The 26,272-nt window shown below is 47.3% G+C and carries 24 protein-coding genes; 7 read left to right on the top strand and 17 right to left on the bottom strand.

Features of this window, described 5'->3' with window-relative positions; genetic code table 11:
* Window positions 1-214: 214 nt before the first annotated feature.
* Window positions 215-1,054: a segregation/condensation protein A gene (locus ACJ2PR_RS02635; RefSeq protein WP_446871109.1), complete on the top strand. Its 840-nt coding sequence runs from the start codon at window positions 215-217 to the stop codon at window positions 1,052-1,054.
* Between the two features lie 466 nt (window positions 1,055-1,520).
* Window positions 1,521-2,699 carry a sugar phosphate nucleotidyltransferase gene (locus ACJ2PR_RS02640; RefSeq protein ID WP_446856210.1) on the top strand — a complete coding sequence of 393 codons (1,179 nt, stop codon included), beginning with the start codon at window positions 1,521-1,523 and terminating at the stop codon, window positions 2,697-2,699.
* A 654-nt stretch (window positions 2,700-3,353) separates the two neighbouring features.
* Here ACJ2PR_RS02640 and ACJ2PR_RS02645 read toward each other — a convergent pair.
* The 4 genes from ACJ2PR_RS02645 to ACJ2PR_RS02660 form a co-directional block, all read right to left on the bottom strand.
* The gene (locus tag ACJ2PR_RS02645; protein WP_446875800.1) at window positions 3,354-4,190 is read right to left on the bottom strand and encodes a YebC/PmpR family DNA-binding transcriptional regulator; all 837 of its coding nucleotides are present in this window, start codon (window positions 4,188-4,190) and stop codon (window positions 3,354-3,356) included.
* Window positions 4,191-4,271: 81 nt separating this feature from the next.
* A complete protein-coding gene (locus ACJ2PR_RS02650; RefSeq protein ID WP_446875801.1) occupies window positions 4,272-5,096 on the bottom strand; it encodes a carbohydrate ABC transporter permease in 825 nt (274 codons plus the stop codon).
* 8 nt (window positions 5,097-5,104) lie between these two features.
* Window positions 5,105-6,007, bottom strand: coding sequence for a carbohydrate ABC transporter permease (locus ACJ2PR_RS02655; RefSeq protein WP_446875802.1), 903 nt, complete (start codon window positions 6,005-6,007; stop codon window positions 5,105-5,107).
* 2 nt (window positions 6,008-6,009) lie between these two features.
* The gene (locus ACJ2PR_RS02660) at window positions 6,010-7,254 is read right to left on the bottom strand and encodes an ABC transporter substrate-binding protein (RefSeq protein WP_446875803.1); all 1,245 of its coding nucleotides are present in this window, start codon (window positions 7,252-7,254) and stop codon (window positions 6,010-6,012) included.
* A 104-nt stretch (window positions 7,255-7,358) separates the two neighbouring features.
* Here ACJ2PR_RS02660 and ACJ2PR_RS02665 point away from each other — a divergent pair, with 104 nt between their 5' ends.
* On the top strand, window positions 7,359-8,687 hold the full coding sequence (locus ACJ2PR_RS02665; protein ID WP_446875804.1) for an ABC transporter substrate-binding protein: 1,329 nt from the start codon (window positions 7,359-7,361) through the stop codon (window positions 8,685-8,687).
* Here ACJ2PR_RS02665 and ACJ2PR_RS02670 read toward each other — a convergent pair.
* The 5 genes from ACJ2PR_RS02670 to ACJ2PR_RS02690 all read right to left on the bottom strand — a co-directional run bounded on the left by ACJ2PR_RS02670 (window position 8,684) and on the right by ACJ2PR_RS02690 (window position 11,578).
* Window positions 8,684-9,718: an FkbM family methyltransferase gene (locus ACJ2PR_RS02670; protein ID WP_446875805.1), complete on the bottom strand. Its 1,035-nt coding sequence runs from the start codon at window positions 9,716-9,718 to the stop codon at window positions 8,684-8,686. The two genes, ACJ2PR_RS02665 and ACJ2PR_RS02670, sit on opposite strands and share 4 nt — an antisense overlap.
* A gap of 38 nt (window positions 9,719-9,756) precedes the next feature.
* Window positions 9,757-10,203, bottom strand: a complete 447-nt coding sequence (locus ACJ2PR_RS02675) for a type II toxin-antitoxin system VapC family toxin (RefSeq protein ID WP_446875806.1) — start codon at window positions 10,201-10,203, stop codon at window positions 9,757-9,759.
* Window positions 10,191-10,406, bottom strand: a complete 216-nt coding sequence (locus ACJ2PR_RS02680; protein WP_446875807.1) for a hypothetical protein — start codon at window positions 10,404-10,406, stop codon at window positions 10,191-10,193. Before ACJ2PR_RS02680 ends, ACJ2PR_RS02675 begins: the two co-directional genes overlap by 13 nt.
* An 89-nt stretch (window positions 10,407-10,495) precedes the next feature.
* The gene (locus tag ACJ2PR_RS02685; protein ID WP_446856219.1) at window positions 10,496-11,005 is read right to left on the bottom strand and encodes a hypothetical protein; all 510 of its coding nucleotides are present in this window, start codon (window positions 11,003-11,005) and stop codon (window positions 10,496-10,498) included.
* 315 nt (window positions 11,006-11,320) lie between these two features.
* On the bottom strand, window positions 11,321-11,578 hold the full coding sequence (locus ACJ2PR_RS02690) for a hypothetical protein (RefSeq protein WP_446875808.1): 258 nt from the start codon (window positions 11,576-11,578) through the stop codon (window positions 11,321-11,323).
* Window positions 11,579-11,839: 261 nt separating this feature from the next.
* Here ACJ2PR_RS02690 and ACJ2PR_RS02695 point away from each other — a divergent pair, with 261 nt between their 5' ends.
* The 4 genes from ACJ2PR_RS02695 (at window position 11,840) to ACJ2PR_RS02710 (ending at window position 16,679) form a co-directional block, all read left to right on the top strand.
* The gene (locus ACJ2PR_RS02695; protein WP_446875809.1) at window positions 11,840-13,063 is read left to right on the top strand and encodes a glycosyltransferase; all 1,224 of its coding nucleotides are present in this window, start codon (window positions 11,840-11,842) and stop codon (window positions 13,061-13,063) included.
* Window positions 13,063-14,160 (top strand): glycosyltransferase, encoded by a 1,098-nt coding sequence (locus ACJ2PR_RS02700; protein ID WP_446875810.1) that lies wholly within the window; start codon window positions 13,063-13,065, stop codon window positions 14,158-14,160. Before ACJ2PR_RS02695 ends, ACJ2PR_RS02700 begins: the two co-directional genes overlap by 1 nt.
* A 22-nt stretch (window positions 14,161-14,182) precedes the next feature.
* Window positions 14,183-16,015 (top strand): ABC transporter ATP-binding protein, encoded by a 1,833-nt coding sequence (locus ACJ2PR_RS02705; RefSeq protein ID WP_446875811.1) that lies wholly within the window; start codon window positions 14,183-14,185, stop codon window positions 16,013-16,015.
* A 304-nt stretch (window positions 16,016-16,319) separates the two neighbouring features.
* Entirely contained in the window at window positions 16,320-16,679 is a 360-nt protein-coding gene (locus ACJ2PR_RS02710) for a hypothetical protein (RefSeq protein WP_446875812.1), read from the top strand.
* A 354-nt stretch (window positions 16,680-17,033) separates the two neighbouring features.
* Here the strand turns inward: ACJ2PR_RS02710 and ACJ2PR_RS02715 are convergent, their stop codons facing one another.
* From ACJ2PR_RS02715 to holA, 8 genes are all read right to left on the bottom strand, one after another.
* Window positions 17,034-18,167: an ABC transporter ATP-binding protein gene (locus tag ACJ2PR_RS02715; RefSeq protein ID WP_446856225.1), complete on the bottom strand. Its 1,134-nt coding sequence runs from the start codon at window positions 18,165-18,167 to the stop codon at window positions 17,034-17,036.
* A gap of 13 nt (window positions 18,168-18,180) precedes the next feature.
* Window positions 18,181-19,065, bottom strand: coding sequence for a carbohydrate ABC transporter permease (locus ACJ2PR_RS02720; protein ID WP_446875813.1), 885 nt, complete (start codon window positions 19,063-19,065; stop codon window positions 18,181-18,183).
* Window positions 19,066-19,068: 3 nt separating this feature from the next.
* A complete protein-coding gene (locus tag ACJ2PR_RS02725) occupies window positions 19,069-19,977 on the bottom strand; it encodes a carbohydrate ABC transporter permease (RefSeq protein ID WP_446856227.1) in 909 nt (302 codons plus the stop codon).
* 10 nt (window positions 19,978-19,987) lie between these two features.
* Complete coding sequence (locus tag ACJ2PR_RS02730; protein ID WP_446875814.1) at window positions 19,988-21,301, bottom strand: ABC transporter substrate-binding protein; 1,314 nt, start codon at window positions 21,299-21,301, stop codon at window positions 19,988-19,990.
* 346 nt (window positions 21,302-21,647) lie between these two features.
* Window positions 21,648-23,189: a glycerol kinase GlpK gene (gene glpK, locus ACJ2PR_RS02735; protein ID WP_446875815.1), complete on the bottom strand. Its 1,542-nt coding sequence runs from the start codon at window positions 23,187-23,189 to the stop codon at window positions 21,648-21,650.
* A 192-nt stretch (window positions 23,190-23,381) separates the two neighbouring features.
* Complete coding sequence (gene biuH / locus ACJ2PR_RS02740; protein ID WP_446875816.1) at window positions 23,382-24,068, bottom strand: biuret amidohydrolase; 687 nt, start codon at window positions 24,066-24,068, stop codon at window positions 23,382-23,384.
* A gap of 98 nt (window positions 24,069-24,166) precedes the next feature.
* A complete protein-coding gene (locus ACJ2PR_RS02745) occupies window positions 24,167-24,649 on the bottom strand; it encodes a DUF4168 domain-containing protein (protein ID WP_446875817.1) in 483 nt (160 codons plus the stop codon).
* A 139-nt stretch (window positions 24,650-24,788) separates the two neighbouring features.
* Window positions 24,789-25,769, bottom strand: a complete 981-nt coding sequence (gene holA / locus ACJ2PR_RS02750) for a DNA polymerase III subunit delta (protein WP_446875818.1) — start codon at window positions 25,767-25,769, stop codon at window positions 24,789-24,791.
* Window positions 25,770-26,272 lie beyond the last annotated feature (503 nt).

Consider the following 26,272-nt stretch of genomic DNA (forward strand, 5'->3'; position numbering starts at 1 on the left):
GGATGAGGGATGAGGGATGAGGGATGAGGGATGAGGGATGAGGGATGAAGCTAGTTGATCCGGGTAGTTTGTGGAGTCTTTGGGTGCCTGGTGTGCTGCTGGTGTTTATTCTGCTGGCGGCCGCCTACTTTGTGCAGATCAAAATCAAGTGACCAATTCGCTACAATCGTGCCACCATAAGACCATTCAGCTTTCATCCCTCATCCCTTCCCCTATGACCCTCTCTTTAGCACAGGACGCGATCGCCCTCCTGATTGACCTGGCAGAACGGGGAGAAATTGACCCCTGGGATGTGAAGGTGATTGATGTCATCGATCGCTTCTTAAGTGAGTTGGCACCCACGGCGAGCGGACGAGAACAGTACGAATCCAATCTTTCACAGTCGGGGCAGGCGTTTCTCTATGCATCTATGTTGTTGTTGCTCAAAGCAGACAGCATTACTCAACCTGAACCGCTCGCTGAATCGGAGTATGAAGAAGACTTCTTGGAAGGAGCCGACCTGAATGGGAACGCCCTACCGCTTAATCTAGAACGTCAGCTACGACGTAGAGCCGTGGCCCAACCGCCTCGAAACCGTCGAGTCACGCTTAAAGAACTAATCGACCAGCTACAACTGATTGCCGAAGCGCTGGAGGACAAAGCCCCACGTTCTGCCATTCGTCGCCCAAAAAAACAAACTCGATCGCAGGCCGTCAAAGCGATCGCCGCCCTTGCCCACCAGGAAAATCTCTCAGAAATGGCAGTGGCGATCGAGCAGTTTTTTCTCGAACACTGGACGGATGTCGCACAGGGCAAAGACTGGATCGATTTTGACCTGGTTTTAGAATTTTGGGTGGCCCTCAAGGCCCAGCGTCCTTCTGATCCCGATGAAGCCGCCCATGCTTCTCACCCCAATCATGAGCGAGTGGGCGTGTTTTGGGCGCTGCTGCTGTTGTCTGCCCAATCTAAAGTCGAGCTTGCTCAAGAAGAGTTTTATCAAGATCTCAAAGTCAAGTCTCTCTTACTGGGAGGATCAGAATTAAGTGACCTATCCAGCAGTATTTTGTCCGATTAGCCCTTGAGCGATTTGAATTAGAAATCTTGGTTTAAAGTTCTCCACAGCAAGGAGCAGAAGCGCCAAACCGCAAAATAAAAACCACGAAGAAAAAAACTTCACCACCCTGTTTTATTTTGATGTCAGCAATCTAACACCAACAATTTACAATCAGCCAATCGACGAAACCTGTCGGCGTACGTTAAGGTTGGCAAGGTTACACGATTCTGCGTTTTCACCTGCACTTGGGCAGCCTTATCCCAAACTGGAGCAGCGAGAAACCTTCTCGGCGCATACTGTTGAGGGTTCGGTCTTTAGGCGGTGTCGAATTTGAGCGAGAATCGTTATATTCACGACAAGACTGGTTTGGTCGATGACATTTTTTTGGACTCTGCTAAAACAGTAGTTTGTGAATAGTTGGAAAGAGACCTCGATCGCGAGATTTCTGATTGCATTTTGATGGTGTAGGGTTGAGAGAAAAAGATCTATGAAAGCCATGATTCTGGCGGCCGGGAAGGGTACGCGGGTTCGTCCGATTACGTATACGACTCCCAAGCCCATGATTCCCATTCTGCAAAAGCCTGTGATGGAGTTTCTGCTTGAGTTGCTTCGTCAACACGGGTTTGACGAAATCATGGTAAATGTGAGCCACTTAGCCTACGAGATCGAAAGCTATTTTCGAGACGGGCAGCGCTTTGGGGTGCAGATTGGCTACTCGTTTGAAGGGCGAATTGTCGATGGCGAACTGGTTGGCGAGGCGGTCGGTTCGGCGGGCGGCATGAAAAAGATTCAGGATTTCTCCCCGTTTTTTGACGATACCTTTGTGGTGCTCTGTGGCGACGCTTTGATCGACCTGGACTTGACGGCTGCGGTGAAGTGGCACCGAGAGAAGGGATCGATCGCCACCGTGATTATGAAAACCGTTCCCCTCGAAGAAGTGCCGAGCTATGGAGTAGTGGTGACCGACGAAGACGGCAAGATCAAAGCTTTTCAGGAAAAACCGTCGATCGAAGAAGCCCTCAGCACCAATATCAACACTGGGATCTATATTTTTGAACCCGAAATCCTGGACTACATTCCATCGGGGCAAGAATACGACATTGGAGGAGAGCTTTTTCCCAAACTGGTGGAGATGAATGCGCCCTTTTATGGGTTGCCGATGGATTTTGAATGGGTCGATATTGGCAAAGTCCCTGACTACTGGCACGCGATTCGCAGCGTCTTGAAGGGTGAAGTCAAAAATGTGGCGATTCCAGGGCATGAAGTTGCTCCAGGGATTTACACGGGGCTAAATGTCTCGGTCAATTGGGACAAAGTTGACATTCAGGGCCCAGTCTATATTGGCAGCATGACCTGTATCGAGGATGGGGCCAAGATTGTTGGGCCGACGATGATTGGGCCAAACTGCTGGGTCTGTAGTGGAGCAACCGTCGATAACAGCGTGATTTTTGAATATTCTCGGCTTGGGCCGGGCGTTCGGTTAGTCGATAAGCTGGTTTATGGTCGGTATTGCGTTGATAAGACGGGTGCCACGATCGACGTACAAGCCGCTTCTCTTGACTGGCTGATTACTGATGCGCGTCAACAACTGCCCTCTCATCCCCCCGCCGAGCACCAAGCGATCGCCGAACTATTGGGCACTGACAGTTCTAAAGTTGCGCCTTAGATAGTCCAAATCACCCAGTCAGGCGACCCTTCTGGAGGAGGTGAAAGTCTGTTTGGAACTATATTCTAGTAAATGAATAGAGCACAGACTCCTCAGAGAAAGTTTGGATGGGGGCATCCCAGGTTTCTTTGAGGAATTTTTTTGCAAACTTGGCGCAACAGAACTGTTGATATCCATTTAAAGATACGTCAGTTCGATGAACGCTTCGCTTCGCTTTTAGATCCAGGCACGCCCCCTAAATCACCCACGAGTGAGGGACTTTGAACCAGAATTCCTCTCTGAAAGTGCCCCAAAATTGGCAGCTTGGGGGGCAGAAGCTGTGAACAACGAAGCGAAAAAACTCTCATCGAATTCACATTAAAGATGTGACAGATAGTTAAAACAACCAGCGATGACGACGCGATCGTTCTTCTCATTGCAGTAAGGCGGTGAACGCGATCGACGGCACAATTAATTCTGCGATTTAGGGTTGCGATCGATGAAACTGAGAGTTCTGTCGATTCATAACTAACTATCACCTCATAAGTCCACCCACTTGGAGGAAGGGGAACCTGGGAAAGGAAGCCTATCCTAGTAGACGAATAGAGCACAGACTCCTCGGAGACAGCTTGGATGGGGGCATCCTGGTTGCTCCGGGGATTTTCTTTTGCAGGTCTACACGATGCTCAGGGCGATCAGGTCGTCTGCCATCTCAAAGTTTGCGGTGACGCTCTGAACGTCGTCAAGGTCTTCGAGCGCCTCCATCAGTTTGAGGAGCGATCGTGCCTGGTCTGGATCGGTGACCTCCATCGTGTTTTGCGGAATCCAGCGCAGTTCGACTTGAGTGACAGTGTAGTGCTTGGTTTTGAGGGTTTGGCTCAAGGTTTCGAGATTTTCGACCTGCGTGAAAACTTCGGCAACTTTTCCGTCTTCGGTGTCAATCAGGTCGTAGGTTTCGGCTCCTCCTTCGAGGCAGGCTTCGAGAAATTCATCTTCGTTGAGAGGTTCTGGGTGAGGGGAACGATCTCTCTGAGTTACCCGCAAGGAGTCGCGCCCTCGTCCCGATTTTTGTAGCGCGAAGGAAACTTCTACCACGCCTTTTTGCTCAAACATCCAGCCGACACAGCCTGTTTCGCCCAGGTTGCCGCCATTTTTGCTAAAGGAGATCCGTAGTTCGGCGGCAGTGCGGTTGCGGTTGTCAGTCAGGGCTTCGATTAAGACAGCGACTCCCCCTGACCCATATCCTTCGTAGCGGATCGCTTCCAACGGTGCGTCTGAGCCGAGTTTGCCTGCACCTTTGGCGATCGCGCGATCGATGTTGTCATTGGGAATGCCTGCGGCTTTGGCTTTGTCGATCGCCGTTCTCAGTTGAAAGTTGCTAGCTGGATCAGGAACGCCACTCCGCGCAGCGACGATGATTTCCCGTGAGATTTTGGTAAACACTTTCCCTTTGACGGCATCGACTCTGGCTTTTTGCCGCTTGATGTTTGCCCATTTGCTATGTCCTGCCATACCTGATTGAGAATGCCTGATTGAAAATGTAAGAAAGTCGCTCGATTTATAGAATAGACAAAAATTGCGATCAAAGGGTTCTTATTTTCCACCTGTAAAGGTGACTCCTTGAATAAAGTAGCGATTAAAAAAGGCGTAGATTGCCAGAGCGGGAAGGGTAAACACCATTGAGGCGGCCATGATGTAGTTCCAATAAGTAATATATTCCCCCTTAAAAGCATTTAGCCCTAACGGTAGCGTGAACATTTCTGGGTTAGACATGACGACAAGCGGTAAGAGAAATTCGTTCCAGGAACTCATGAAAATGAAAATTGTTTGAGCCGCTAAAGCAGGTTTTGCAAGCGGTAAAACGACTTGAAAAAAGGTTTCAAAACGGTTTAATCCATCCAATGCGGCCGCTTCTTCTAATTCTTTGGGAAAGTTGAGAAAGAACTGACGCATCATAAAAATAAAGGTGGCATTGACTAAAGTGGGAACAATTAATCCTTGATAAGAATTAAGCCATCCGAAGGATTTTAAAATCAAAAACTTGGGGAGTAATGTAATCTGACCGGGGACTACTAAGACCGCCAAAATCAGAAAAAACCACCATTTTCTACCTGGAAAATGAATTCTCGCTAGGGCATATCCTGACATTGAATTAAATAGTAGATTGAAGATTGTTACAATCACTGCTACTAAGACACTGTTGAAGAGCCATCTTCCAAATAAAGGCTCTTGTGTGAAGATTTTCTGATAATTCTCGATCGTAAACTCCTGTGGGATAAAGTTAGCGCCCCCCGCCGAGATCTCTGCCAACGACTTGAACGAGGCAGACAACGCCCAGGTGAATGGAATGAACGTAATCACCGTATAGAGGACTAATCCTGCATAGAGAAGCCAGTTTGACCTTAGCGATCGCATCATTTTTTCACCTAATCTAAGCTTTCTTCTTTGAACAGCGTTCTTTGAATTAAAGTCACACTCATAATCACAAAAGCTAACATTAACGTCAGCGCTAATGCGTAGCCCATATCCAAGTTTTTGAAGGCGTATTGGTAGATTAGAAGCACGATCGTCAAGGTTGCATTATTCGGCCCGCCTGAGCCATTAGAGAAGATATAAGACTGATCAAATAATTGAAACGTCCCAATTACTCCCATTACAATCACAAAAAAAGTAACAGGTTTCAAAAAGGGAAGTGTGATGCACCAAAATTTTTCCCAGGGTGTCGCGCCATCAATCACGGCTGCCTCATATAAACTTTCTGGAATATCTTGAAGGGCTGCTAGATAAATCACCATAAACAGAGGTGCCGTTGACCAAATGTTCATGATCATGATTCCCTTGAGCGCCACTTCTGGATCGCCTAGCCAGTTGTACGCAGAAATTCCGAATAAGCCAAGGAAGCTATTTAGTAAGCCATTCGTATTATAAATCCACATAAAAATCAGTGTCAGGACGGCTGAAGAAGTTACGGTTGGTAAAAAGAAGGCTACCCGAAACCAACTTTTTCCTTTGATTTTTGTATTCAATGCTAAAGCTAAACTAAGGGCAAGTAGCGTCTGAATTGGAACGACGATCGCCACATATTCAACCGTATTTTGTAAAGCGATCCAGACTCGCTCATCGCTTCCCATTCGTACAAAATTTCTCAATCCATTAAATCGGTAACTCACCTCACCCAAAAGTTGAACTCTGTGAGATGCGAGTACGATCGTGTAGAGAATCGGTAAGACTAAAAAGATACCTAAAATGACGATCGTAGGCATCATAAAAACATAGCCCGTCACGCCTTCTCTCGAACTTTGTTTGTTCCAGAAGTGTTTTTTTAGCATCACTAGTTTGATAAATAAATTTCTCGATTCGCGGTATCTTGAGCTTTTTTCATCGCATCAGGTAATGATTGCTCTCCCAACAAAGCGCTAATGAATTGATTGTCGAAATTGGTGAGAATTGTGGGCAAAGTTTCGCCTGCTTGCCAGATGGTGGCGTATTTGGCTCCGGCGACTAGAGGCGCATAAAGAGGATCGCGATCGTATCCCAACTCAGTTAAGACCGATCGACGCGATGGCAATGCAAACCCCTGATTACCTGATGCTTTCATTCCCTCTGGGCTGGTCAAATATTCGATCAGTTTCCAGGCAGCTTCTTTGTGTTTTGATTGGCGATTCATCACATAGGCAACCGTGTACGCCATTGTGCCTTTTTTACCATTAATTGTCGGCACTTCTGCGGTCGCAAACTTTAAGTTAGGAAAGGTTTCTCGAAAGTAGGGAATTGCCCAGGCACCCTCGATCGCCATCACAATTTTCCCTTGTCCAAATCCCTCACTATTCGAGTTTGCTCCCACATCAGACGGTTGAGCGGCAGAGCGATCGTTTCGATACTGGTCTACCACTAATTGCAATCCTTTCAAGCCTTCTGGGGCGGCGAATGCAGCGTAGTTTTTCTGATCTACTAGCTTGCCACCAAAAGCTTTGATCATAAAAGACTGCCTTGCAAGTTCTGGAGCGACTCCCATTCCATATTGATCGATTCTGCCGTCCTTATTTTGGTCGATCGTCAGTCTTTTAGACTTTTGAATTAATTCATTCCAGGTTTTAGGAGGCGCAATGTTTGCTTGAGAAAGAGCAGCTTGATTATAGAAAAGAGCGAGTGTGGAAAAGTCTTTAGGAATGCCATAGATTTTGTCATTTTGCTTAAAAGCATTCATTAAAGATGATTCAAAATCTTTGATATTATGTTCAGGTGTAATATACAAATCTAACGGCTCTAGTACTTCATATTTCATCAGTAAAGGAGCTTCAAATGAATCTAAATAAAATACATCTGGAGCCACATCTCCAATCAAACGAGTTTTGATCACATCCATATATTGACTGTTGATGACTTCTCGCTTGACTCGAATATTAGGGTATTTTTTCTCAAATTGATCAATCACCTGTTCTAATAGTCGTGACTCAGCCGGATTGCTTTGCCAACCGCTTAAAGTAATTTCGATCGCTGCATTTTTTTGCGTCGATCGACAGCTAGCCAACAGCATCAAAGCCAAAACTGAAAGACCAGAAAGCAGTTTTCTCATCAGGAAATCTTTCCAAATAGTGAGGTATTTAGATTATCGAAGCGATCGAGCGCTAAACTGACTCCCGTAAGATAGAGATTGGCGCGGGCGAGGGATTCAAAACAATGATTCAAATCATGCAGCGTTGTTTGATTGGGCTGGTTGCTTGCTTATTTTTGAGCTTACTGCTGACGAGCTGCGAGGGTCATTCAGCTTTACAATCCTCTGCAATTCAACTCACGCTTTGGCAAGGGGTGAATCCGCCTCCCAATCGAGATGTTTTGCAAAAGCTGGTGGACAAGTTTAATCAGCAGCATTCTGATATTCAGGTTGAATCGATTTACGTGGGTCAGGGCGATCAGCAAATGCCCAAAATTCTCGCGGCTGTGGTGGGAAATGCTGCCCCGGATATGCTCTGGTTTGCGCCCATGTTGACAGGTCAGTTGGTCGAATTGGATGCGCTGCGCCCGTTGGATGATTTTCTCGCGACTTCACCACTCAAAGGAGAACTCGATCGCGCCCTTTTTGAAACGATGAATTATCAGGGACAAAATTGGTCGATTCCTTTTAGCACCAACAATGTCGGGATTTATTATCGTCCTAGTTTGTTCAAGGCGGCGGGTATTACGGAGCTACCCAAAACCTGGGATGAGTTTCGTCAGGTGGCGAGGCGGCTAACTCGTGACACCGACAGCGACGGACGAGTTGATCAACACGGAATGCTGCTGCCATTGGGCAAAGGGGAATGGAGCGTCTTTACCTGGTTGCCGTTTATGTGGAGCGGTGGCGGCGAGTTGATTGAGAAAACAGAAGTTCAATCGGGTACTCCCAACAACACAGGCTCGGTCATCAAAGAGGATGTGACGATCGTCAATAAAGGCGCGATCGCAGCGCTGCAATTTTGGCGTGACTTGATTCAAGACGGTTCGGCTATTCTTTCGCAACCAGAGCGCGGCTATGAGTTGGATGGCTTTTTGGCAGGCAAAGTGGCCATGCAGATTTCCGGGCCCTGGACACTGGGACAACTGCAAGCGACGAAAACGGATTTTGGCGTGATGCCCATTCCATCGGGAACTCGACAGGCAACGGCGATCGGGGGCGAAAATCTGTTTCTCTTTAAATCGACACCTGATCGAGAACGAGCCGCCTTCACCTTCGCCGAATACGTGATGAGCGAAGCCTTTCAAACCGAATGGGCGATCGGCACTGGCTATTTGCCCATCAATCTAAAATCTCGCGAGAGTGCTGCTTACCAGGAATTCAAAGCCAAACAGCCCGCCGTCGATGTGTTTTTAAATCAAGCAAAGTATGGACGATCGCGCCCAATTTTTCCGGGTTACAATCGCATCTCAGATAATTTAGGACGAGCGATCGAAGCCACGTTAATGGGACGCAGTTCTCCCGATCAATCGCTCAAATCGTCTCAAGAAAGGCTCGACCTAATCTTTAATTAAGCGATCGCGGTTGCCAAGATATCCAGATGCATCGTATCTCCGGTTCCAAATTTTTGGTTAATCTGATGCCAATAATTCATCACTTCAGATGGCTCATTCATTGCTTTTAAGTTGCCAGAAAGCTCAATCACCGAAAGTTGATATCCCAACCTGGCAAGTGTGTCTAAATATTCTTGAGGCTGCCCGTTTCCAGAAGATTGAATCAACTTGGGATGAAACTCAGAAATGACGATCGGTTTGTGTTTATGCAAAGTTTCTGTCATGCCTTGAAGAGCGATCGGTTCATGACCTTCGATATCCATTTTTACAACATCAATTTTGGGTTCGTGCTGGAGTAGAGTCTCGATCGCCACTCCTTGCACATAGTCAGCATCAGACTCATCAACTGAATGAACAAATCCATAAGCAGCATGACCACTCAGTTGCAAAAGCTTATGTTTATCCGTTGCCGCATACGGAAAGATCACCACATTCTCAAACTCATTTTCATGAAGGCTGCGATAGAGAAGTTGTAGGCAATTTTGGTTTGGCTCAAATCCAATTACTTTCCCCTTTTTCAATTTGGAAGCTGCGATCAAAACAAACCAGCCAATATTGCACCCCACATCGACAAAAACATGATCAGGTTGCAAAATATTTTGCAGAGTTGTTGTTACATGAGGCTCATACTTTTGTTGGGAATGATCTTGAGAATGATGTTGAGAAATTGCATTTGCAACCGGAGAATCATCCGGATCGACATAGAGAACAAAATCATTCGTCACAATGCGATCTTTTGATCTGAGCGTCTGCTTTTTGCGAAATTCTTGAGACTCTAAAAAGCCTTTGACAAGCTCGTCGATCAACATTCCTGAAGCGACATTTTTAGACCACGCCTGCCACCCTTCTGCGTCTGCTTTTCGCCCTAACAAAAGTCGATAACAAAAGTAAAGATCTGCGAGATCAGCCTGTTGAGTTTGCAGTCCAGATAATGTTTTTCTTAAAGGACGACTCAACCAAAAAGACAAGCGTGATTTGAAGCGTGATTTCATGCTCTTTAGAACTCCAGATTAACGTCCCAGTTGAGTGTCTATTTACTCAGAAGCTCATTCAAAACTAAAACTTCTAAATCTGGGACAGTACTTAAGCGCCTATCATTCGTTAAGAAAAACGTAGCACCTTCTCGTATAGCAGTTGCAACCTGAATTGCGTCTGGAGTTCTCAAATTACGTGTTGCTCTCAACTGGGCCGCAACTTCGGCAATCTCAGCAGAGATAGATACTGTTGTTAGACTTTCTTGATCAAGAATAATATCGCGGTACTGTTCAACAAGTTCTATATTGCCCGCCCGAAGTGGATGAACCAGTACCTCTGTCAAAGTCAATGTAGATGTCACGACTTGAAAATCACCCCGGCTCATTGCTTGAAAAAAGGTACGAACAATCCTTAAATATGTCTCATTTTGCTCAATCAAATAGATGAGTGGTGCCGTATCTAAACCAACAACTTTACCTTGTAGCTGAGTCAGCCATCCCATGAATCACGTTCCTGGTTAACGTATTCTTGAGCATCAATTCCCTGCCAATTTTCTTTTCCTAAGCCTTCTAGTTCCACAATGCTACGTTTCGGTTTTACCAGCATACGGCGACGCACCATTGCAGCCAACTCTTCTAGCAGACGGAGTTGCTCATCGGGATTAAGATTTTTAACTTCGCGGCGAATCTCTTGATAAGTAGACATATTCCTTATTCGATGACTCTATCGCCAATCATGCCACATTGTTGGTTTGTATGGAAGTTCATTTGACCTAGTTACTTTCGCGCAAAAACTCATCTATCAGAACCTCCTAGCAACTCGTTAATAGAGTGCATCAGAGAATTGGGAATCGTGCAATTTTTGACCGATCGGGTAGTCATCGTAGTCATCCCTGCTTTCTCAAAATAGATTAGGTCAGGCTCCGTGCGTGTTAAATCCAGAACATCCAAAAGATAGCCGACTAATCCTTCACTAGTGCTAATTGAAAATAGCCACTCTGAAAACGCCCACCAGGTGTTGTCGTATGTATCATCATCAATCAGAATACGAAAACACAACTGGTTGTTAAGAAAAACGCTTCGACGAGTCTGGTTATAAGTCTCGGAGAAAGATTCCTCTCCCATCCGATGCTGATTGTTGGCAATGATTCGTCTCCATTCATCATCAAATCCTTGATCACATGCGGTGAAAAAAGAATCATCAAGCGATGTCTGAAAGTCGTAGGACTCCGATCGCGTCATATACATCAACGTCTCAAGATCCTCGTGTAACAGTTGGGGTTGCAGGTCGAGGATCAAAGCCATCTCAAATGCTCTACCCATCTAAGTTTTAGTACACTTCAGTAAGTTTTGTGGAATTTAGTAGACAGAAATCTACATTCTCCAGGTGCAACCTATCTACTTAAAATCAACAAATGACTCTCAAGTATTGCCCCAGATTACTTACGACTCCTGAGCTTATGTCTTCAGCCGCTATTACGACGATCGTCAAAATGCTCGAATCTCTGCTCGATGATTTGCAGGAGCAAGTTGCAGATCATATCCGCGAGTACATTGCCCTTAGATGTAAAAATTGAGTGCGTCATTGACACAGGGTTTGAGGGCTTTTTAATCGGTGGTTTAATCTTCTGTCAGGCTGCAAAATTCGTCGGTGTGCAGCAAGATTTCGCCATAGTCAGGAATCCAGGCTAACCAGTGGTTTTCGGCAGATTGACAGAGGAGCCACGCTTCATCAAAGCTGAATGCAGTGGGCGGGTTAAGCAATCTCACCCACATTGAGGGCGTAAATCTGGGAGAACAGCTAACCGATCGACCTCGAAGTGTTTCCCAAGCGCGGGATGAGGGATTGATGGCACAAAAGTTTGATTCTAGTGGCATAACACGATCCTTTGTAGCGTCAGGGTTGCGCCCTTTTAAAGCCTCGTTTTCGAGAAGTTTGTAGAACGCGATAAAATTTATTCTGTAGCTTATGATACGGTTTCTCCTCTCTCTAACTGAAGATTTGTATTAGAAATTTACGTTTACAAAAGTCAATGCTCATCAGAAAAATGCGAAATATTCTACCGAAAAGTAGATTGGCAATCTCAATGCATCCGACACAATGAGATGAACGAAAGTTGAACGACAACGCTCTAGAGAATGACCCGGATTGCGCTGATTGCTGGCACTTACAAACCCGATCGCTGTGGCGTGGCTCACTATACCGATCGCTTGAGAAATGCGCTGACTGAACGGGGAATCGAAACGATCGTTTTGACCACTCATGAGGCGGGAACTGATTCGACAATTCGAGGTGTTGTAAAGGATTGGAATATCAGCAATCTGATTCCCTTAATTCGAGCGATTCACCAAACTCAGGCGGATATCTTACACATTCAACACGCTGCGGGAACTTATGGATTCGATCGGGCCATCTTCCTACTACCACTGCTGTTGAGGCTATCGGGGTGGCACTCTCCGATCGTAACAACCATTCATGAGTATGGCTGGTGGGAATGGCAGCCGAAATGGATTCCTACATCGCTGGTTGAATGGTTGAAGACATCGGGGCAGAAACGGGGCTGGTGGGATCGTGAAGATGGCTTTTTGATCACTCAAAGCGATGTAATTATTACCACGACTGTAGATGCAGAACGAGTCATGAGTGAGCGTTTACCACATATTCAAACTCATCGAATTCCCATTGGGGTCAATGTTGAAGTGGCGAAGGTTGCGCGCTCGATCGCTCGTCAGCAGTTATTGCAGGCTTGTCAGTGGACAGAGCATTCAAAAGTCATTGCTTTCTTTGGATTTCTGCATCCCGTTAAAGGATTAGAAACGTTATTACCCGCTTTCAAAAAGGTTTTGGTCACTCAGCCTGAAGCGCGATTGGTGTTGATTGGCGGGGTTGAGAGTTTGGCGCTGTGGGGCAGTGATGCTCAAAACTATTGGCAAAAATTAGAGGATACGATCGCTCAACTCGATCTAAAAAATCACGTTCACATGACGGGCTATTTGGATGCGGATACGGCTTCTCATTACCTCACGGCTTCTGACATTGGCGTGTTGCCTTTTAATCACGGGGTCACGCTCAAAAGTGGCTCTCTGCTGGCGTTGATGGCGCACCGATTGCCTGTAATCGCGACTTGTATTGATCGTAGTGATTTGCCGAATGTGAGAGCAATTGCTCCCCGCAATATTGATCAGTTATCTGATGCATTACTCAATCTGCTTTGTGATTCTGAGTTGAGAAATCAGCTTAGTGTTAGTGGGTATCAATTTAGTCAACAATTTGATTGGTCTAGCATTGTAGATTCTCATATTAAAGTGTATCAATCCATGATGTCAGAGAGTTCTACGATCGCTTCTACTGCCGTTATCTAATGTTAAATCGTCCTTTGCGAGTAGTGGTTTATACCGATTCGGCTGGTATTGGAGGGGCTGAGATCAGTTTGGGTCATTTGGTTGCAACCGCATCTGAGGATATTGAGATCACGGTTGTGGGAGTTTCGTCGTTGGTTGTGAATGCGATCGCTGATCGTCGCTCTCAATCTTCTAGAATTTGCTTGTCTGATAACTTTCTGGATCATCTTCTAACATTTAATCGATTACGTCCCGATATTATTCACATTAATCTTTGTACTCCCTGGGCGTGTTTAACGGCGTTAAGTGCTGCGTTGTTGCTTCCATACGCTCGTGTGATTCGCGTGGATCAGTTGCCTTTGAGAACGACGGATGCGATCGCCCTGTGGCGGACTCGGTTTCTGTCTCTGAGAGTCGATGCCCACGTTGCGGTCGGGGAGGCGAGTTCACGAAAAATGGAGGACTTTTATGCGCTGGGTCGTCATAGCGTAATTTCGATTCCCAATGGGGTGCCTGATTTGGGCGAACCGAAGCCGCTACCTCAGAGAAAACCGATGATCGTGGGCAGTATTGGACGACTGGATGCGATGAAGGCACATGACATTTTGCTAGGAGCGATCGCTCAAGTCGAAAACACCCAAGTCGTCATTTTAGGCGAAGGCGATCAGCGCAACTCATTAGAACAGTTGGCAGCAGAATTGGGGATTGGCGATCGAGTCACACTACCGGGATGGGTTGAAAATCCTCGTGCTTACTTGCCTCAATTCGATGTCGTGGCGCTGCCTTCTCGATCTGAAGGATTCCCCTTAGCAATGGTCGAAGCAATGTTAGCTGGAATCCCTGTGATTGCCACTCGTGTCGGAAGTATGCCTGAAGCGATTACCGATGGTGAAACAGGAATGCTGATCGAAAAGAACGACGTTAATGGATTAGTAAATTCACTCCGACGATTGCGAGATGATCCACGTTTGCGAATTCGACTGGGACAACAAGCCAGAAAAAAAGCAGTCAGTCACTTTACGGTCGAAGCCATGACCGCAAGTTATGAGCATCTCTGGTATAAACTGCTGAATCAGCCTCGATCGCCCCGATTTTTCATTCCCCGACCTCACGATTGAAGGCAAACGCTATCCTGGAAGAATGTATTACCGACAACAACTCAGACGCTTGTTACAGAGCGCATCTCAATCTCTCTCAATTTTTCAATACTGTGGACGAGCGATCGAGCTAGTCTGGACAACCAACCATCAATTAACTATTCTTTTAGCGTTCCTGACTTTGATCGCTGGGTTGTTACCTGCGGTAGTCGCTTACGCTGGAAAACTGATTGTCGATTCTGTTGTTGTCGCCTCTCAATCGAGGGTAGAAAGTGACCGCTGGACGGCTCTAAACTATCTTGGATTGGAAGCCATCACCGTCGCAATTTTGGCAGGAAGCAGACAGGGACTTGCTTTGTGTCAATCCTTGTTGCGGGTGCTGCTCGGTCAAAAGGTCAACGTGCTGATTCTCGAAAAGGCTTTGACGCTGGATATGGCTCACTTTGAGGACTCTGAATTTTACGACAAGATGACCCGCGCCAGACGCGAAGCTTCCAGTCGTCCGTTGAGTCTGGTGGGGCGGACTTTTGGAATCGTTCAGGAAGGGTTGACGCTGATTACCTATGGCGGTTTGCTGATTCGATTTTCGATTTGGGCGGTGGTGGCGTTGATGGTGACGGCGATTCCGGCATTTGTGGCGGAGACTCGATTTGCGGGTGAGGCATTCCGGTTGTTTCGCTGGAGAACGCCTGAATCGAGAGAACAAAATTATCTAGAATGGCTGATTACCAACGAAGCTCCTGCGATGGAAATTAAGCTCTATCAGTTGGGTGAAACGCTGCTCGATCGCTACCACGCGATTTTCAATCGTCTGTTTGGTGAAGACCGTGATCTGACTATTCGGCGCGGGGTTTGGAGTTATCTACTCAGTCTCGTTAGTACAACTGCCTTTTACGGTGCGTATGTCTGGATTGTGATCGAAACCATTCTCGGTCGCATTACCCTGGGTGAATTAACCATGTATCTTGTCGTATTCCGTCAGGGTCAATCTGCGTTCGCGTCGATATTGAGTTCGATTGGCGGGATGTATGAAGATAGTTTGTATCTCTCGAATCTGTACGAGTTTTTAGAACAAAAAATTCCTCATCCTCAAGGACTTTCCACCCAGGGCACAATTCCCGGTGATGGGCTGCGATTTGAGAATGTCAGTTTCACCTATCCCGGTCAAGAAAAACGAGCGATCGACGACGTAACCTTTCATCTCAAGCCAGGAGAAAAGCTGGCGATCGTGGGTGAAAATGGTTCTGGTAAAACAACGCTGATTAAACTGCTGACAAGACTCTACACCCCTGACTCTGGGCGAATTTTGCTCGACGGCTTGGATTTACAAATCTGGGATGTTGACGTTCTCCAAAAACGCATCGGCGTGATCTTTCAAAATTTCATGCGGTATCAATTTAGCGTTGGCGAAAACGTTGGCGTTGGTGATGTCGTTCATCTGGAAGATAGCGATCGCTGGCATCAAGCTGCTGACAAAGGCAACGCGCTTCCGTTTATTGAAGAAATGCCTGAAGGCTTCCAAACTCGCCTGGGACGATGGTTCAAAAGCGGACGCGAACTTTCGGGCGGACAGTGGCAAAAAGTCGCGCTCTCACGGGCCTTCATGCGAACCAGCGCCGACCTGTTGATCTTAGACGAGCCGACCTCTGCAATGGATGCCGAATCAGAAGTGCAAATCTTCGATCGCTTTCGCGCCATGACCCCCAACCAGATGGCAATTTTGATTTCTCACCGCTTCTCTACGGTCAGAATGGCTGACAAAATCATGGTGCTGTCGGCAGGCGAAATCGTCGAACAAGGCACCCACAGCGACTTAGTAGAAGCCAAAGGACGCTACGCCTATCTGTTTGGACTGCAAGCAGCGGGATATCAATAAGCAAAAGTACTCACCACAAGATTACTTCAGCCTCTACTTGACGAGAATCAAAATTCCAGATATTCTCTCAAATCAAGGACATCTTTTCGTCGCGAGAAGGTCGTCCGATCGCCCAAAAAATCTAGTCTGTCGCCGCCCAAGGCTGTTAGAGCAACCGAGGGCAGCTAACCCGCGAGACTGATACACCCAGTCCAGAGGGCTAATGGAGGATTTTAACACTCCTTTGGCCGCTCCGACTTGTCACGATCGTCGGGGCGGCTAGTTTTTTGGGTTTCTTCGGAAACTTAAAATTGGAGTACCCATCATGGCAGAGCGACTTTTGAACGCTGGCTTTTGGCTGTGCGATTTTGCCTACGCATTTTTAGAATCAATTCAACGCCGTTTTCTTCCCCATTCCATTTGCCGTTTCACCTTGAATTCGTTTCGCGTTTCAGCAGGGATTCCACTACAGGATCTTTTACCCGACGCAGCCATTCCCCACTCTGATGAATTTGAAATTCTGCGAGTGTTGCTGATCGGTTCTTCAGACGGTGTAACGGAGACGATTCAAAATCTGCACGTTCGACGATTTGCGAATGCCAGTGATTGGAGTCCGTTACTGCCTGCGCCCTCATTGGGAGAAGTGATGAGCATTCTCACCCGACAGCGCCAAAAATCAATGTGAGATGAGTTTTTCGCTTCGTCGGTCACGTCTTCTGCCCCCTAAATCCCCCAATTCTGGGGGACTTTGAGATCAGAGCTTTTAGTTTTACTGTGAATTTGATGAAAGGCTTCACACAGATTCCTCTCTAGAAATTCCCTGCAAATGGAGAACTTTAAGCCAAAACTCTTGCTTTAAAGTCCCCCAAAATTGGGGGGTTGGGGGGCAGAAGACGTGACCGACGAAGCAAAAAAAACGCCATCAAATTAACACCAACCAATCAAAGCCGTTCTTTCATCCCTCATCCCTCATCCCTCATCCCTCCTCGCGAAGCAGATTACCCCCAAAGGGGAACAGATCATCAAAGTTCTCCCTCTCTCACCCTCTCACCATTTCTCGTGCTGTTGTGCTGGTAATCCGATCGCCCGTTGCCGCATCAAACCAGTGAATTTCTTCAACCGGAATCGACAGCTTAACCGGGTCGCCCACGCTAATCCCTTGATGAATTTCCATGAGCGCTCGAATGGTCATCGGTTCACGATTGGCATTCTCAACTTTAATGCTGATCAGATTGTGCATTCCTAGATTTTCAACTAAGAAAACTTGACCTCTAAGGGCGGATTCTTCGTTCGATCGCGACAGATGCACATGTTCTGGACGCAGACCCAAAATGATTTCTTTAGCAGAAGTTCCCTGCGGAATTGGGATACGAGTGCTGCCGACGATCGCGTTACCACCCTCACAAGGAACGCGCAAAAAGTTCATCTGCGGACTGCCAATAAATCCGGCGACAAACTGATTGGCGGGATGAGTATAAATCCGTTCTGGTGTGTCAAACTGCTGCAAATGTCCATTGTTCAAAACTGCCACTTTGGTTGAGAGCGTCATGGCCTCAGTTTGGTCGTGCGTCACATAAACGACAGGTGCATTTTGCGATCCAAATAGCTGTTTGAGTTCTGCCCGAACGTGTTCTCTGAGCAATGCATCCAGGTTACTCAACGGCTCATCTAACAGAAACACATCCGGACGGCGTACTAGAGTCCGAGCGACGGCAACCCGTTGACGCTGACCGCCAGAAAGCTGACCTGGCTTGCGTTCCATTAATTCATCCAGCCCCAAGAAATCAGACACTTCCTGAATCCGTTGCTGGATTTCTCCCGCAGGCGTTTTGCGAAGCTTCATCCCAGACGCAATATTTTCGCGCACCGTCATGTGAGGATAAAGCGCATAACTTTGGAAGACCATTGCAATATTGCGATCGCCTGGCCCCAATCGGCTCACATCTCGCCCGTTAATCAAAACCTGACCACTGGTTGGCTGTTCTAACCCAGCAATCAACCGAAGAATCGTCGATTTTCCACAGCCCGACGGCCCCAACAGCGTCAAAAACTCACCCGGCCCAACACTCAAACTAATGTTTTTGACCGGGACAACCTTGGGATTATAAGCCTTGCGTAGATCTACAATCTCAAGTCTTCTGTCGATCGTTCTTTCGTCTTGCATCGGTTTCATGGTTCTAATCCTTTTATCCTTTAACGGCTCCTGCGGTCAGACCTTGTACAATTCGACGTTGGAAAAACAACACCAGCAAAACTAGCGGAATGGTGCCTAAAACGGTGGCGGCGGCGATCGGCCCAAACGGAATCTCAAACGGGGACGCTCCACCCAGTTGTGCGCCTGCTACGGGGACAGTTTTCATCTCTTCACGAGTGATAAACGTCAGCGCAAAAATAAACTCATTCCAGGCAGAAATAAAGGTAAGAATCCCAGTGGTCACCAGCGCAGGAATCGTCATCGGCAAAACAATCTCAAGCAACATCCGCCAAGTGCTGTAACCATCGACTCTTGCAGCATCTTCTAAATCCTTGGGCAATTGCTGAAAGAAACTCCGCATAACCAGAATTGTCAACGGTAAATTGATTGCTGTGTAGGGAATAATTAACGCCAAATAATTATTGCCCAGGTTCAAAAATCGAACAATTTCCAGCAAACCTAAAAACAATAGAATTGGAGGAAACAACGTCACGATCAAAACACCCGCAAGGATCACACGTTCGCCTTGAAGTTTTAATCGAGCCAGCGCATACGCAGCAGGTGCCCCCAATCCTAAAGCGAGAATGGTAGAGGCAATCGAAACCAAAGCGCTATTGAGAATGTAATTAAAAAACGGACGACGCGCAAACAACTCTTGATAGTGAGTCAGCGTATACCGACTGGGGAAATACACATTTGGCACAGCAGAGATGTCAGCGTTTACCTTAACCGAAGTCAACAGTTGCCACAAAATCGGAGCTAAACAGAACAGAACGGTGAACGCAACTGCCAACGGCAAGATCACCTTTCGCAATGAAGCCCGACCCGACCCCGACGGTGTTTTGCGATTAATATGGTCAGGAAAAACAGTAGTCATGGATCAAACCTCCCCGGCTGCTCTAGCTCTCGATCGCGTTAAGAAGAAACTAGCGATCGCGACCACCAACACCAACAGTAAAAATGTCACAACTACCAACGCTGCACCGTATCCAAAATCGAGATAGCGCATCACAGTTGCGTAAATGTAAAGTGAAACCGTTTCCGTCGCGCCGCCTGGCCCACCGCCCGTCATGACTGAGATCAAGTCAAAGATTCCGAAGGCCTGCGCTAATCGGAACAGTAACGCAATCACAACTTGAGGCAGTAACAAAGGCAGCGTGATTTGACGAAAACTCTGCCAGGGAGACGCACCATCGATCGCTTGCGCTTCGTACAAATCACTGGGAATGGATTGCAAGCCCGCTAATAATAGAATGCTAATAAAAGGCGTTGTTTTCCATACATCAGCAACGATCACAGATATCATCGCCAATGTTGGATTACCCAACCAGTTAATTCCATTCTGAATCAATCCCAACCGCAACAAAATGTCATTGACAACCCCATATTGATCGTTGAAGATCCACGTCCAGGCAAGCGCGATTAATGCGGTCGGTAACGCCCAGGGAAGGATGGCGATCGTTCTCACAATCCCTCGCCCCTTAAAGGTTTGGTTCAATACTAGAGCGATTCCCATGCCGATAACCAGTTCCAGAAGTACCGACGAAAACGTGAAGACGGCTGAGTTCCATAAAGTCCCCCAAAATCGCCCATCCTGCGCCATTCGTCCAAAGTTAGTCAGTCCAGTAAACGAAGGATTTAGCTGATTTCCCAAGTTCTGGACGAACAAACTTTGCCAAAACGCCCGCAAAATCGGATACGCAAACACCAGAGCCAAAACTAACAGCGCTGGAACCGTCAGAAACCAGCCCGCTCGTCGCTCTCGTTCTCGAATAATGTCTTGTGTCATAGTCGTCTCCTCAAGCATTTGCACCCAATAAAGAGCGCGTCTCATTAGCAGCCGATTTCATCGCATCTTCAGGAGTCATCCGACCCGACAGCGCAGCACTCAAATAGCGTTGCAGAATGTCAGAAGCTTGGGCATATTGTGCGATCGGAGGGCGCAAAGCCGCATTATCTAAAACCTGTAAAACCAGCGGGAAAAATTCGTACTTAGCTAACAGATCTTTATCATCATAGAGCGATCGCCGACTGGGTAAATAGCCCGTGTTCAAAATCAGCTTTTTCTGCACTTCAGGACTAGTGAAATATTGCACCACTTTCCAGGCTTCTTGCGGATGTTTGGTCGTGCTGGCAATTCCCCAACCCCAGCCTCCTTGACAAGCGGCACTTTCATATCCGGGCGCGTGAACCATCGGACGAATGCCAACTTTGCCCTTGACCGGAGACTCATCCGCATTCAATAGCGCCCAAGCATAAGGCCAATTTCGCATAAAAACGGTGTTGCCACTTTGAAACAGGCGACGCGCTTCGTCTTCCTGATACGTGATCACCCCACCGGGAGAAACGCCCTGCTGAATGGTGCTGGTGAGAAATTTGAGGGCATCGATCGCTTTTGGCTGATCTAGTCCAACTTGATTGGTTTTGGGGTCAACCCAGAAGCCACCATTCCCTTGCAGCACTTCAATAAACATGGCTGCTACACCTTCATACTGTCGCCCCTGCCAAACGTAGCCCCACCGAGCCGCATTTTCTTGCTGTAACGCTTTAGAAGCTTGGGTCAAATCAGCAAAGGTTTCGGGCGGCTTAAGGTTGGCTTGATCGAGCAGATCAGTTCGGTAATAGAGCATCCCGACATCTGTCCGCCAGGGCAATCGATAGAGCTTATCTTTGTAGCGTCCACCGTTAATATCTCCCGGCAAAAATTGCTTTAATTCTTCAGCGGGGACGAGATCATCTAACTCACGAAGCCAGCCTGCTGCTGCAAATTTGGGCACCCAGGTCACATCTAAATTGAGCAAATCGTAGGGCGATCCACCTAACAAAAAGGCTGAAGTATTCAGGTCTTCGATCAAGTTTGATGCGTTCGGGCCTTCGATCATATTGAGGCGAATTCCCGGATTTTGTTGCTCAAACTCTCGAATAATCGGCTTAAAAGGTTCGACTTCTGGCGCATTCATCAAGAAGGTCAAAACCACGGGCTGAGACATCGCAGGCAAGATTACCAGCAACGCGCTCAACCCAAACGCAGACAGGACTGTAACCACTCGAAAGAGTAACGATCGCCGCCAAACTTTCGCAAGATTTTGTCTAATAAATTCCAGGATTTCCATAGGATTGTGTGGACGATCGTAGCTTGCTGGCAGTGCCTCGCTCGATCGCACTAAAAAGGTTAAGTAAAGTGAATTTTCACTTCAAAGAAGCAATTGAAATCCCATCAAATGCTGTTATCAGCAGATGAGAAACTTATGATACGAATCTCATAGCTCACAACTCATCTTCTTGAAGAGGTATAAGATGAGACAAAATATTAAATTAAATTAAGACCCAGTTGGTAAAAGGGTGACTATTCTTCGATCCCAGCCAAGTTATCACTGATCCCAGTTCTAAGAATGAGCTATTCAAAAGTTAGCAGGACTGAGTATTTTGAACGAATAATTTTGAGTAGATAGTATTCATTCACTCGACCCAATGTTGCGATCGCTCCACTGCTTTCTGCCAGATCACAAAGTTAGCTAACGCTTGCTCAGATCCATTTCCGGGTTCAAACACGCGATCGAGTTCTCTTTGGGCAATGAGCGTCTGATAATCTTCCCAAAAGCCCATCACCAGACCTGCCGCAAACGCAACGCCCTGCACGGTCGCCTCACGCATTTTGGGACGCTCGATCGCAATTCCCAACACGTCTGCCTGAAACTGCATCAAAAAGTCGTTCTCACAAGCGCCGCCATCGACTCTAAGGCGCGTTATTTTTAGAGGACTACATTTCTCGATCGCCTGCACCACTTCTTTGACCTGATACGCGATCGACTCCAAGACCGCCCGAATTAGATGTGATCGTCCTGTCCCACCTGTAATCCCCCAAAATGCGCCTCGTGCCGTCATATCCCATCGAGGAGCGCCCAACCCACTGAGAGCAGGCACAAAATAAACGCCGCCGTTGTTAGGAACCTGTTGAGCGATCGTCTCCGTTTCAGCCGCCGTTGAAATCACTTGCAGACCATCTCTCAGCCACTGAATGCAAGCCCCGGTTGTGAACATGCTGCCTTCGAGGGCGTATCCCACTTGATCGGATTGAGTCCAAGCGATCGTTGAAATGAGTTGTGGAGATCGCACGATCGATTTGCCACTGTGAGCCACCAAAAAACAGCCCGTTCCGTAAGTGCATTTGACCAAACCGGGACGATCGCACCCATGCCCCAAAAGAGAGGCTTGCTGATCGCCCAAAATCGCCGTAATCGGAATTTCTGCCCCCCACAAACTCGCATCCGTCACGCCAAATTGACTCAAACTCGGCTGAATTTTAGGCAACACATGAGACGGAATCGCAAACAGATCCAACAGTTTTGCATCCCAGTCGCGAGTCTCTAGATTGAATAACATCGTGCGGCTGGCGTTGCTGTCATCGGTTGCGTGAATCTTTCGTCCGGTGAGATTCCACAAAATCCAGGTGTCGATCGTGCCTGCTAACACATTTTCTAGCGGTGTCTCAGACACGACGTGTTCTAACAGCCAGGATAGCTTCGTCGCCGAAAAGTAGGCATCCAAAATCAGTCCAGTACGATCGCAAATGTCTGGAGCGTACCCGCGATCGCGCAACTGATTACAAAGGGGAGCCGTCCGCCGATCTTGCCAAACGATCGCATTGTGAAGTGGCTGTCCCGTCGTTTTGTCCCACAGCAAACAAGTTTCTCGCTGAACGGTTAGCCCGATCGCCGCAATCTGACTCGGCTCAATCTGGGCCCGCTGCATCGCCGTCTGCATGACTTCACAAGTAGCCTGCCAAATTTCTTGGGGATCGTGCTCCAACCATCCAGGCTGCGGATAGTGCTGTGTCAACGCCAGATAAGCCTGACCGGCCACGCTCCCCGATGAATCAAACAAAAAAGCGCGATTGCCCGTCGTGCCCAAATCAAGCGCCAAAATATAGCCAGCGGGAGTGATCATCTCAATGAGAAGCGGTTTTAGTTCTTCTCCAAAGCCTACCTTGAGACGAGTCAATGTTAGCGATCGACGTTGAATCAACCTGAATTCAATTACAAGCTTTAAAGGCTAATAAACTCACCCAAAATGGAGAACTTTGAGCCGAAACGCTTGCCTTAAAGTCTCCCAGAATTGGCAACTTGGAGGGCAGAAGACGCAAACACCGAAACGAAAAACTTCACCAAAGTTCCGAAAATTCAAGGCTGACCTTTACAGGAGATCGATCGCGCTAATCACCGCTTGAGAATCTGCAACAGCACCAAACACGCCACCCTGCATCGTCACCATTTTGAGCGCCGCTACATGATTGCCGTAATCCGTTGCGCCTGTGCAGTCCGATAGAATCAGACACTCGTAGCCGCGATCGTTGGCATCTCGCATCGTCGTATGTACACAAACATCGGTCGTAATGCCCGTGAGAATGATGTTTTGAATGCCTTTTCGCTTGAGCAGCAGATCCAGATCGGTGGCGTAAAAAGACCCTTTGCCAGGTTTGTCGATGATGGCTTCTCCCGGCAGGGGTGCCAATTCTGGAATAATTTCCCAGCCAGGCTCCCCTCGGACGAGAATTTTGCCACAAGGCCCAGGGTCACCGATGCCAGCGCCGATTTGCCGACTGCGCCACTGCTTATTTTCGGGTAAGTCAGACAGATCGGGTCGATGACCTTCGCGGGTGTGAATGATCTGGAAGTGCTTGGCCCGTGCCACTGAGAGCAGATTTTTGATCGGCTCGATCGCCCGCCGCGTCAAAGACAAATCGTAGCCCATGCGATCGACATACCCCCCAACTCCACAAAAGTCAGTCTGCATATCGATCACCAAAACCACCGTATTCTCCGGACGCAGATCTCCATTGAATGGATACGGATAGGGATCTGCCTCAACAAAACAGCCCATAACTCACCTCAGAACGATCGCTTATTCTAAGGATCTACAGAGTTCTCGCCATCAATTAGGTATCTTGCATCACTTTTGGATCAGCTTTTGGATCAGCATTAGCGAAGATTCAAATTGCGAATCTCAGCTTCGATGCGAGATTTCATCTCAGGATTTTGGCTCTGCCGTTGAAAGCTGTTGAATTCGTCGCGGCTAAGTTTGTACTTATCCTGAACGATCGACTTCGCCTGAGCCGAAAAATTATCGCAAATGCCCTTGACTTGATCGCGCACATTAGACGACACCTGCGCCAAGCTAGACGATTGACAAACGTTGCTCGGCACGTTGCCCCCCGTAAGTTGCTTGACTTGATCGAGGAGCGATCGCCGCATCTTCTCAATCTCAAAGGCGGCTTTCACATAGCGCGTAAACGTCGATTCTTCTTGAGCATGGACTGCTATATCAAACAGTTGAGTAGGTTGCCCTGAGAGATTAGGAGCAACGCCAGTCAGTAGTCCGAGTGTCGAAAGCGTCGCGATCGTCAGCGATCGGGCTAAAACTCGGTTGAGTTGAAATGGAAAGCGAGAAACACAGTTCATCATAGTGTGTGTGACATTCCGCAAACTAGCACACGGTTGAGGTTCAAGATTCATGAATTATTTTATGAGCAAGAAGTTCCAGAAGTCAGCAAGAATTTAGTTTTAGGATCAAGTGATTTTAGTCACTACTGAGGAAATGGCACTAACTAAAAATTTGACAAAGCTCGATCACCTTCGTTTGCATAGCAGCCGTTTCGTCAATGCCGCGTTTGAGACTGAATTCTAGTTCGAGGAGTAGCGGAAGGGTTTGTTGAAGCTGATTAACTGAGAGTTTAGCCAATTCTTTTTGCAAAAAGTAAAGTTTTTTGGGATTATTTAACTCAGCCGCCTGAGCGATCGTGCGTTCATCTCGCTCTCCCGATTGCATCATGATTTTGATCCATAGGCGTTGTCTAAATTGATTGATTAAAGTCACCACGATTTTAATGGCAGGTTCGTTTTGACGCAGCAAATCTGTGACCAGTTCCAAAGCTTGATCGGTTTTACCTTCGAGAATCATTGCCACTAGCTGCAAACTGTTTTGGCTGGTCGTGGTGATTAAGGGAGCGATCGCTTCCACGCCCAAGGGTTTTTTAGAGTCGCCCGCAAATAATCGGATTTTCTCCAACTCACTATAAAGCTGTCTCGTGTTATTGCCGACGGCTTCGACCATAAATTCTGCACCAGCGATCGATAGCTTGACCCCGACTTCTTGCGCGACTCGCTGCACCTGTTTGAGAAGAAGATCAGTTTTCCAGGGCGGAATGGGCGAAAATTCTTGAATCTGAGCGTATTTTTGCAGCAGCTTGGTCGATTTCAAGCGGCCGTCAGGCTTTACCGAACTCGTCATCAAAAACGTTGTCGTTTCAGGAATTGCGGGAAAGGTACGATCGAGTTCTGCCAAGAGTTCTTCTGAGCAGCGCTGAGTTAGAGCCGTATCGACCAGCCAGACAAACCGATTTCCCGACCCAAACGGCGGTGTCATCGCTTGATTGAGACCTTGAATGACGGATTCTGGCTGATCAGGAGAAATTTTGTCAAAGTTAAAGCTCTCCCAGGTGGGATCGAGCGATCGTGCCTGCAACCTCTGGACGGCTTGGGCGATCGCAAAACTATCTTCTCCCCAATAGAGGTAAATTGGCATAGGACAGGGATGAGGGATGAGGGATGAAGCGCTTAGAACTCGTGGGATAAAACGTTCTGGCGGTGCTGAATCAGGGGATGAATTGCCCCAAAGCGGCGGGAAACCTAATATTCAAAGTCCCCCAATTTTGGGGGATTTAGGGGGCGAAAAGATGGACACTTCTCACAGATTCATCCCTCCAATCAGCAACGCCAACGTTCTAATCTGCGAGGGCAGGGTTTGTTCTTATAGCCGTAAATTAATTCGTCAGGTTTGTTTGAACGTTGATTTAATCCATGATCTTAGGCACTTTGCTGAGTGATTTGTTTTGATGTAACTCTTGTGGGAATTAGAGCATAGAACTCAACCTTCCTTTTCATCCCTCCTCCCTTCCAGATTTCTCTCGCTGAAGTTTCCTTAAGCTTTTCTCTACTTCGGCAGCTTTTAGAGGCAATACTGAGATCTCTGAAGAGTAAGAGACACTTTACCGCTAGATTAAGGAAGGATTTCTAAACTGTCGATTA

This window comes from Phormidesmis sp. 146-33, from assembly GCF_052939515.1.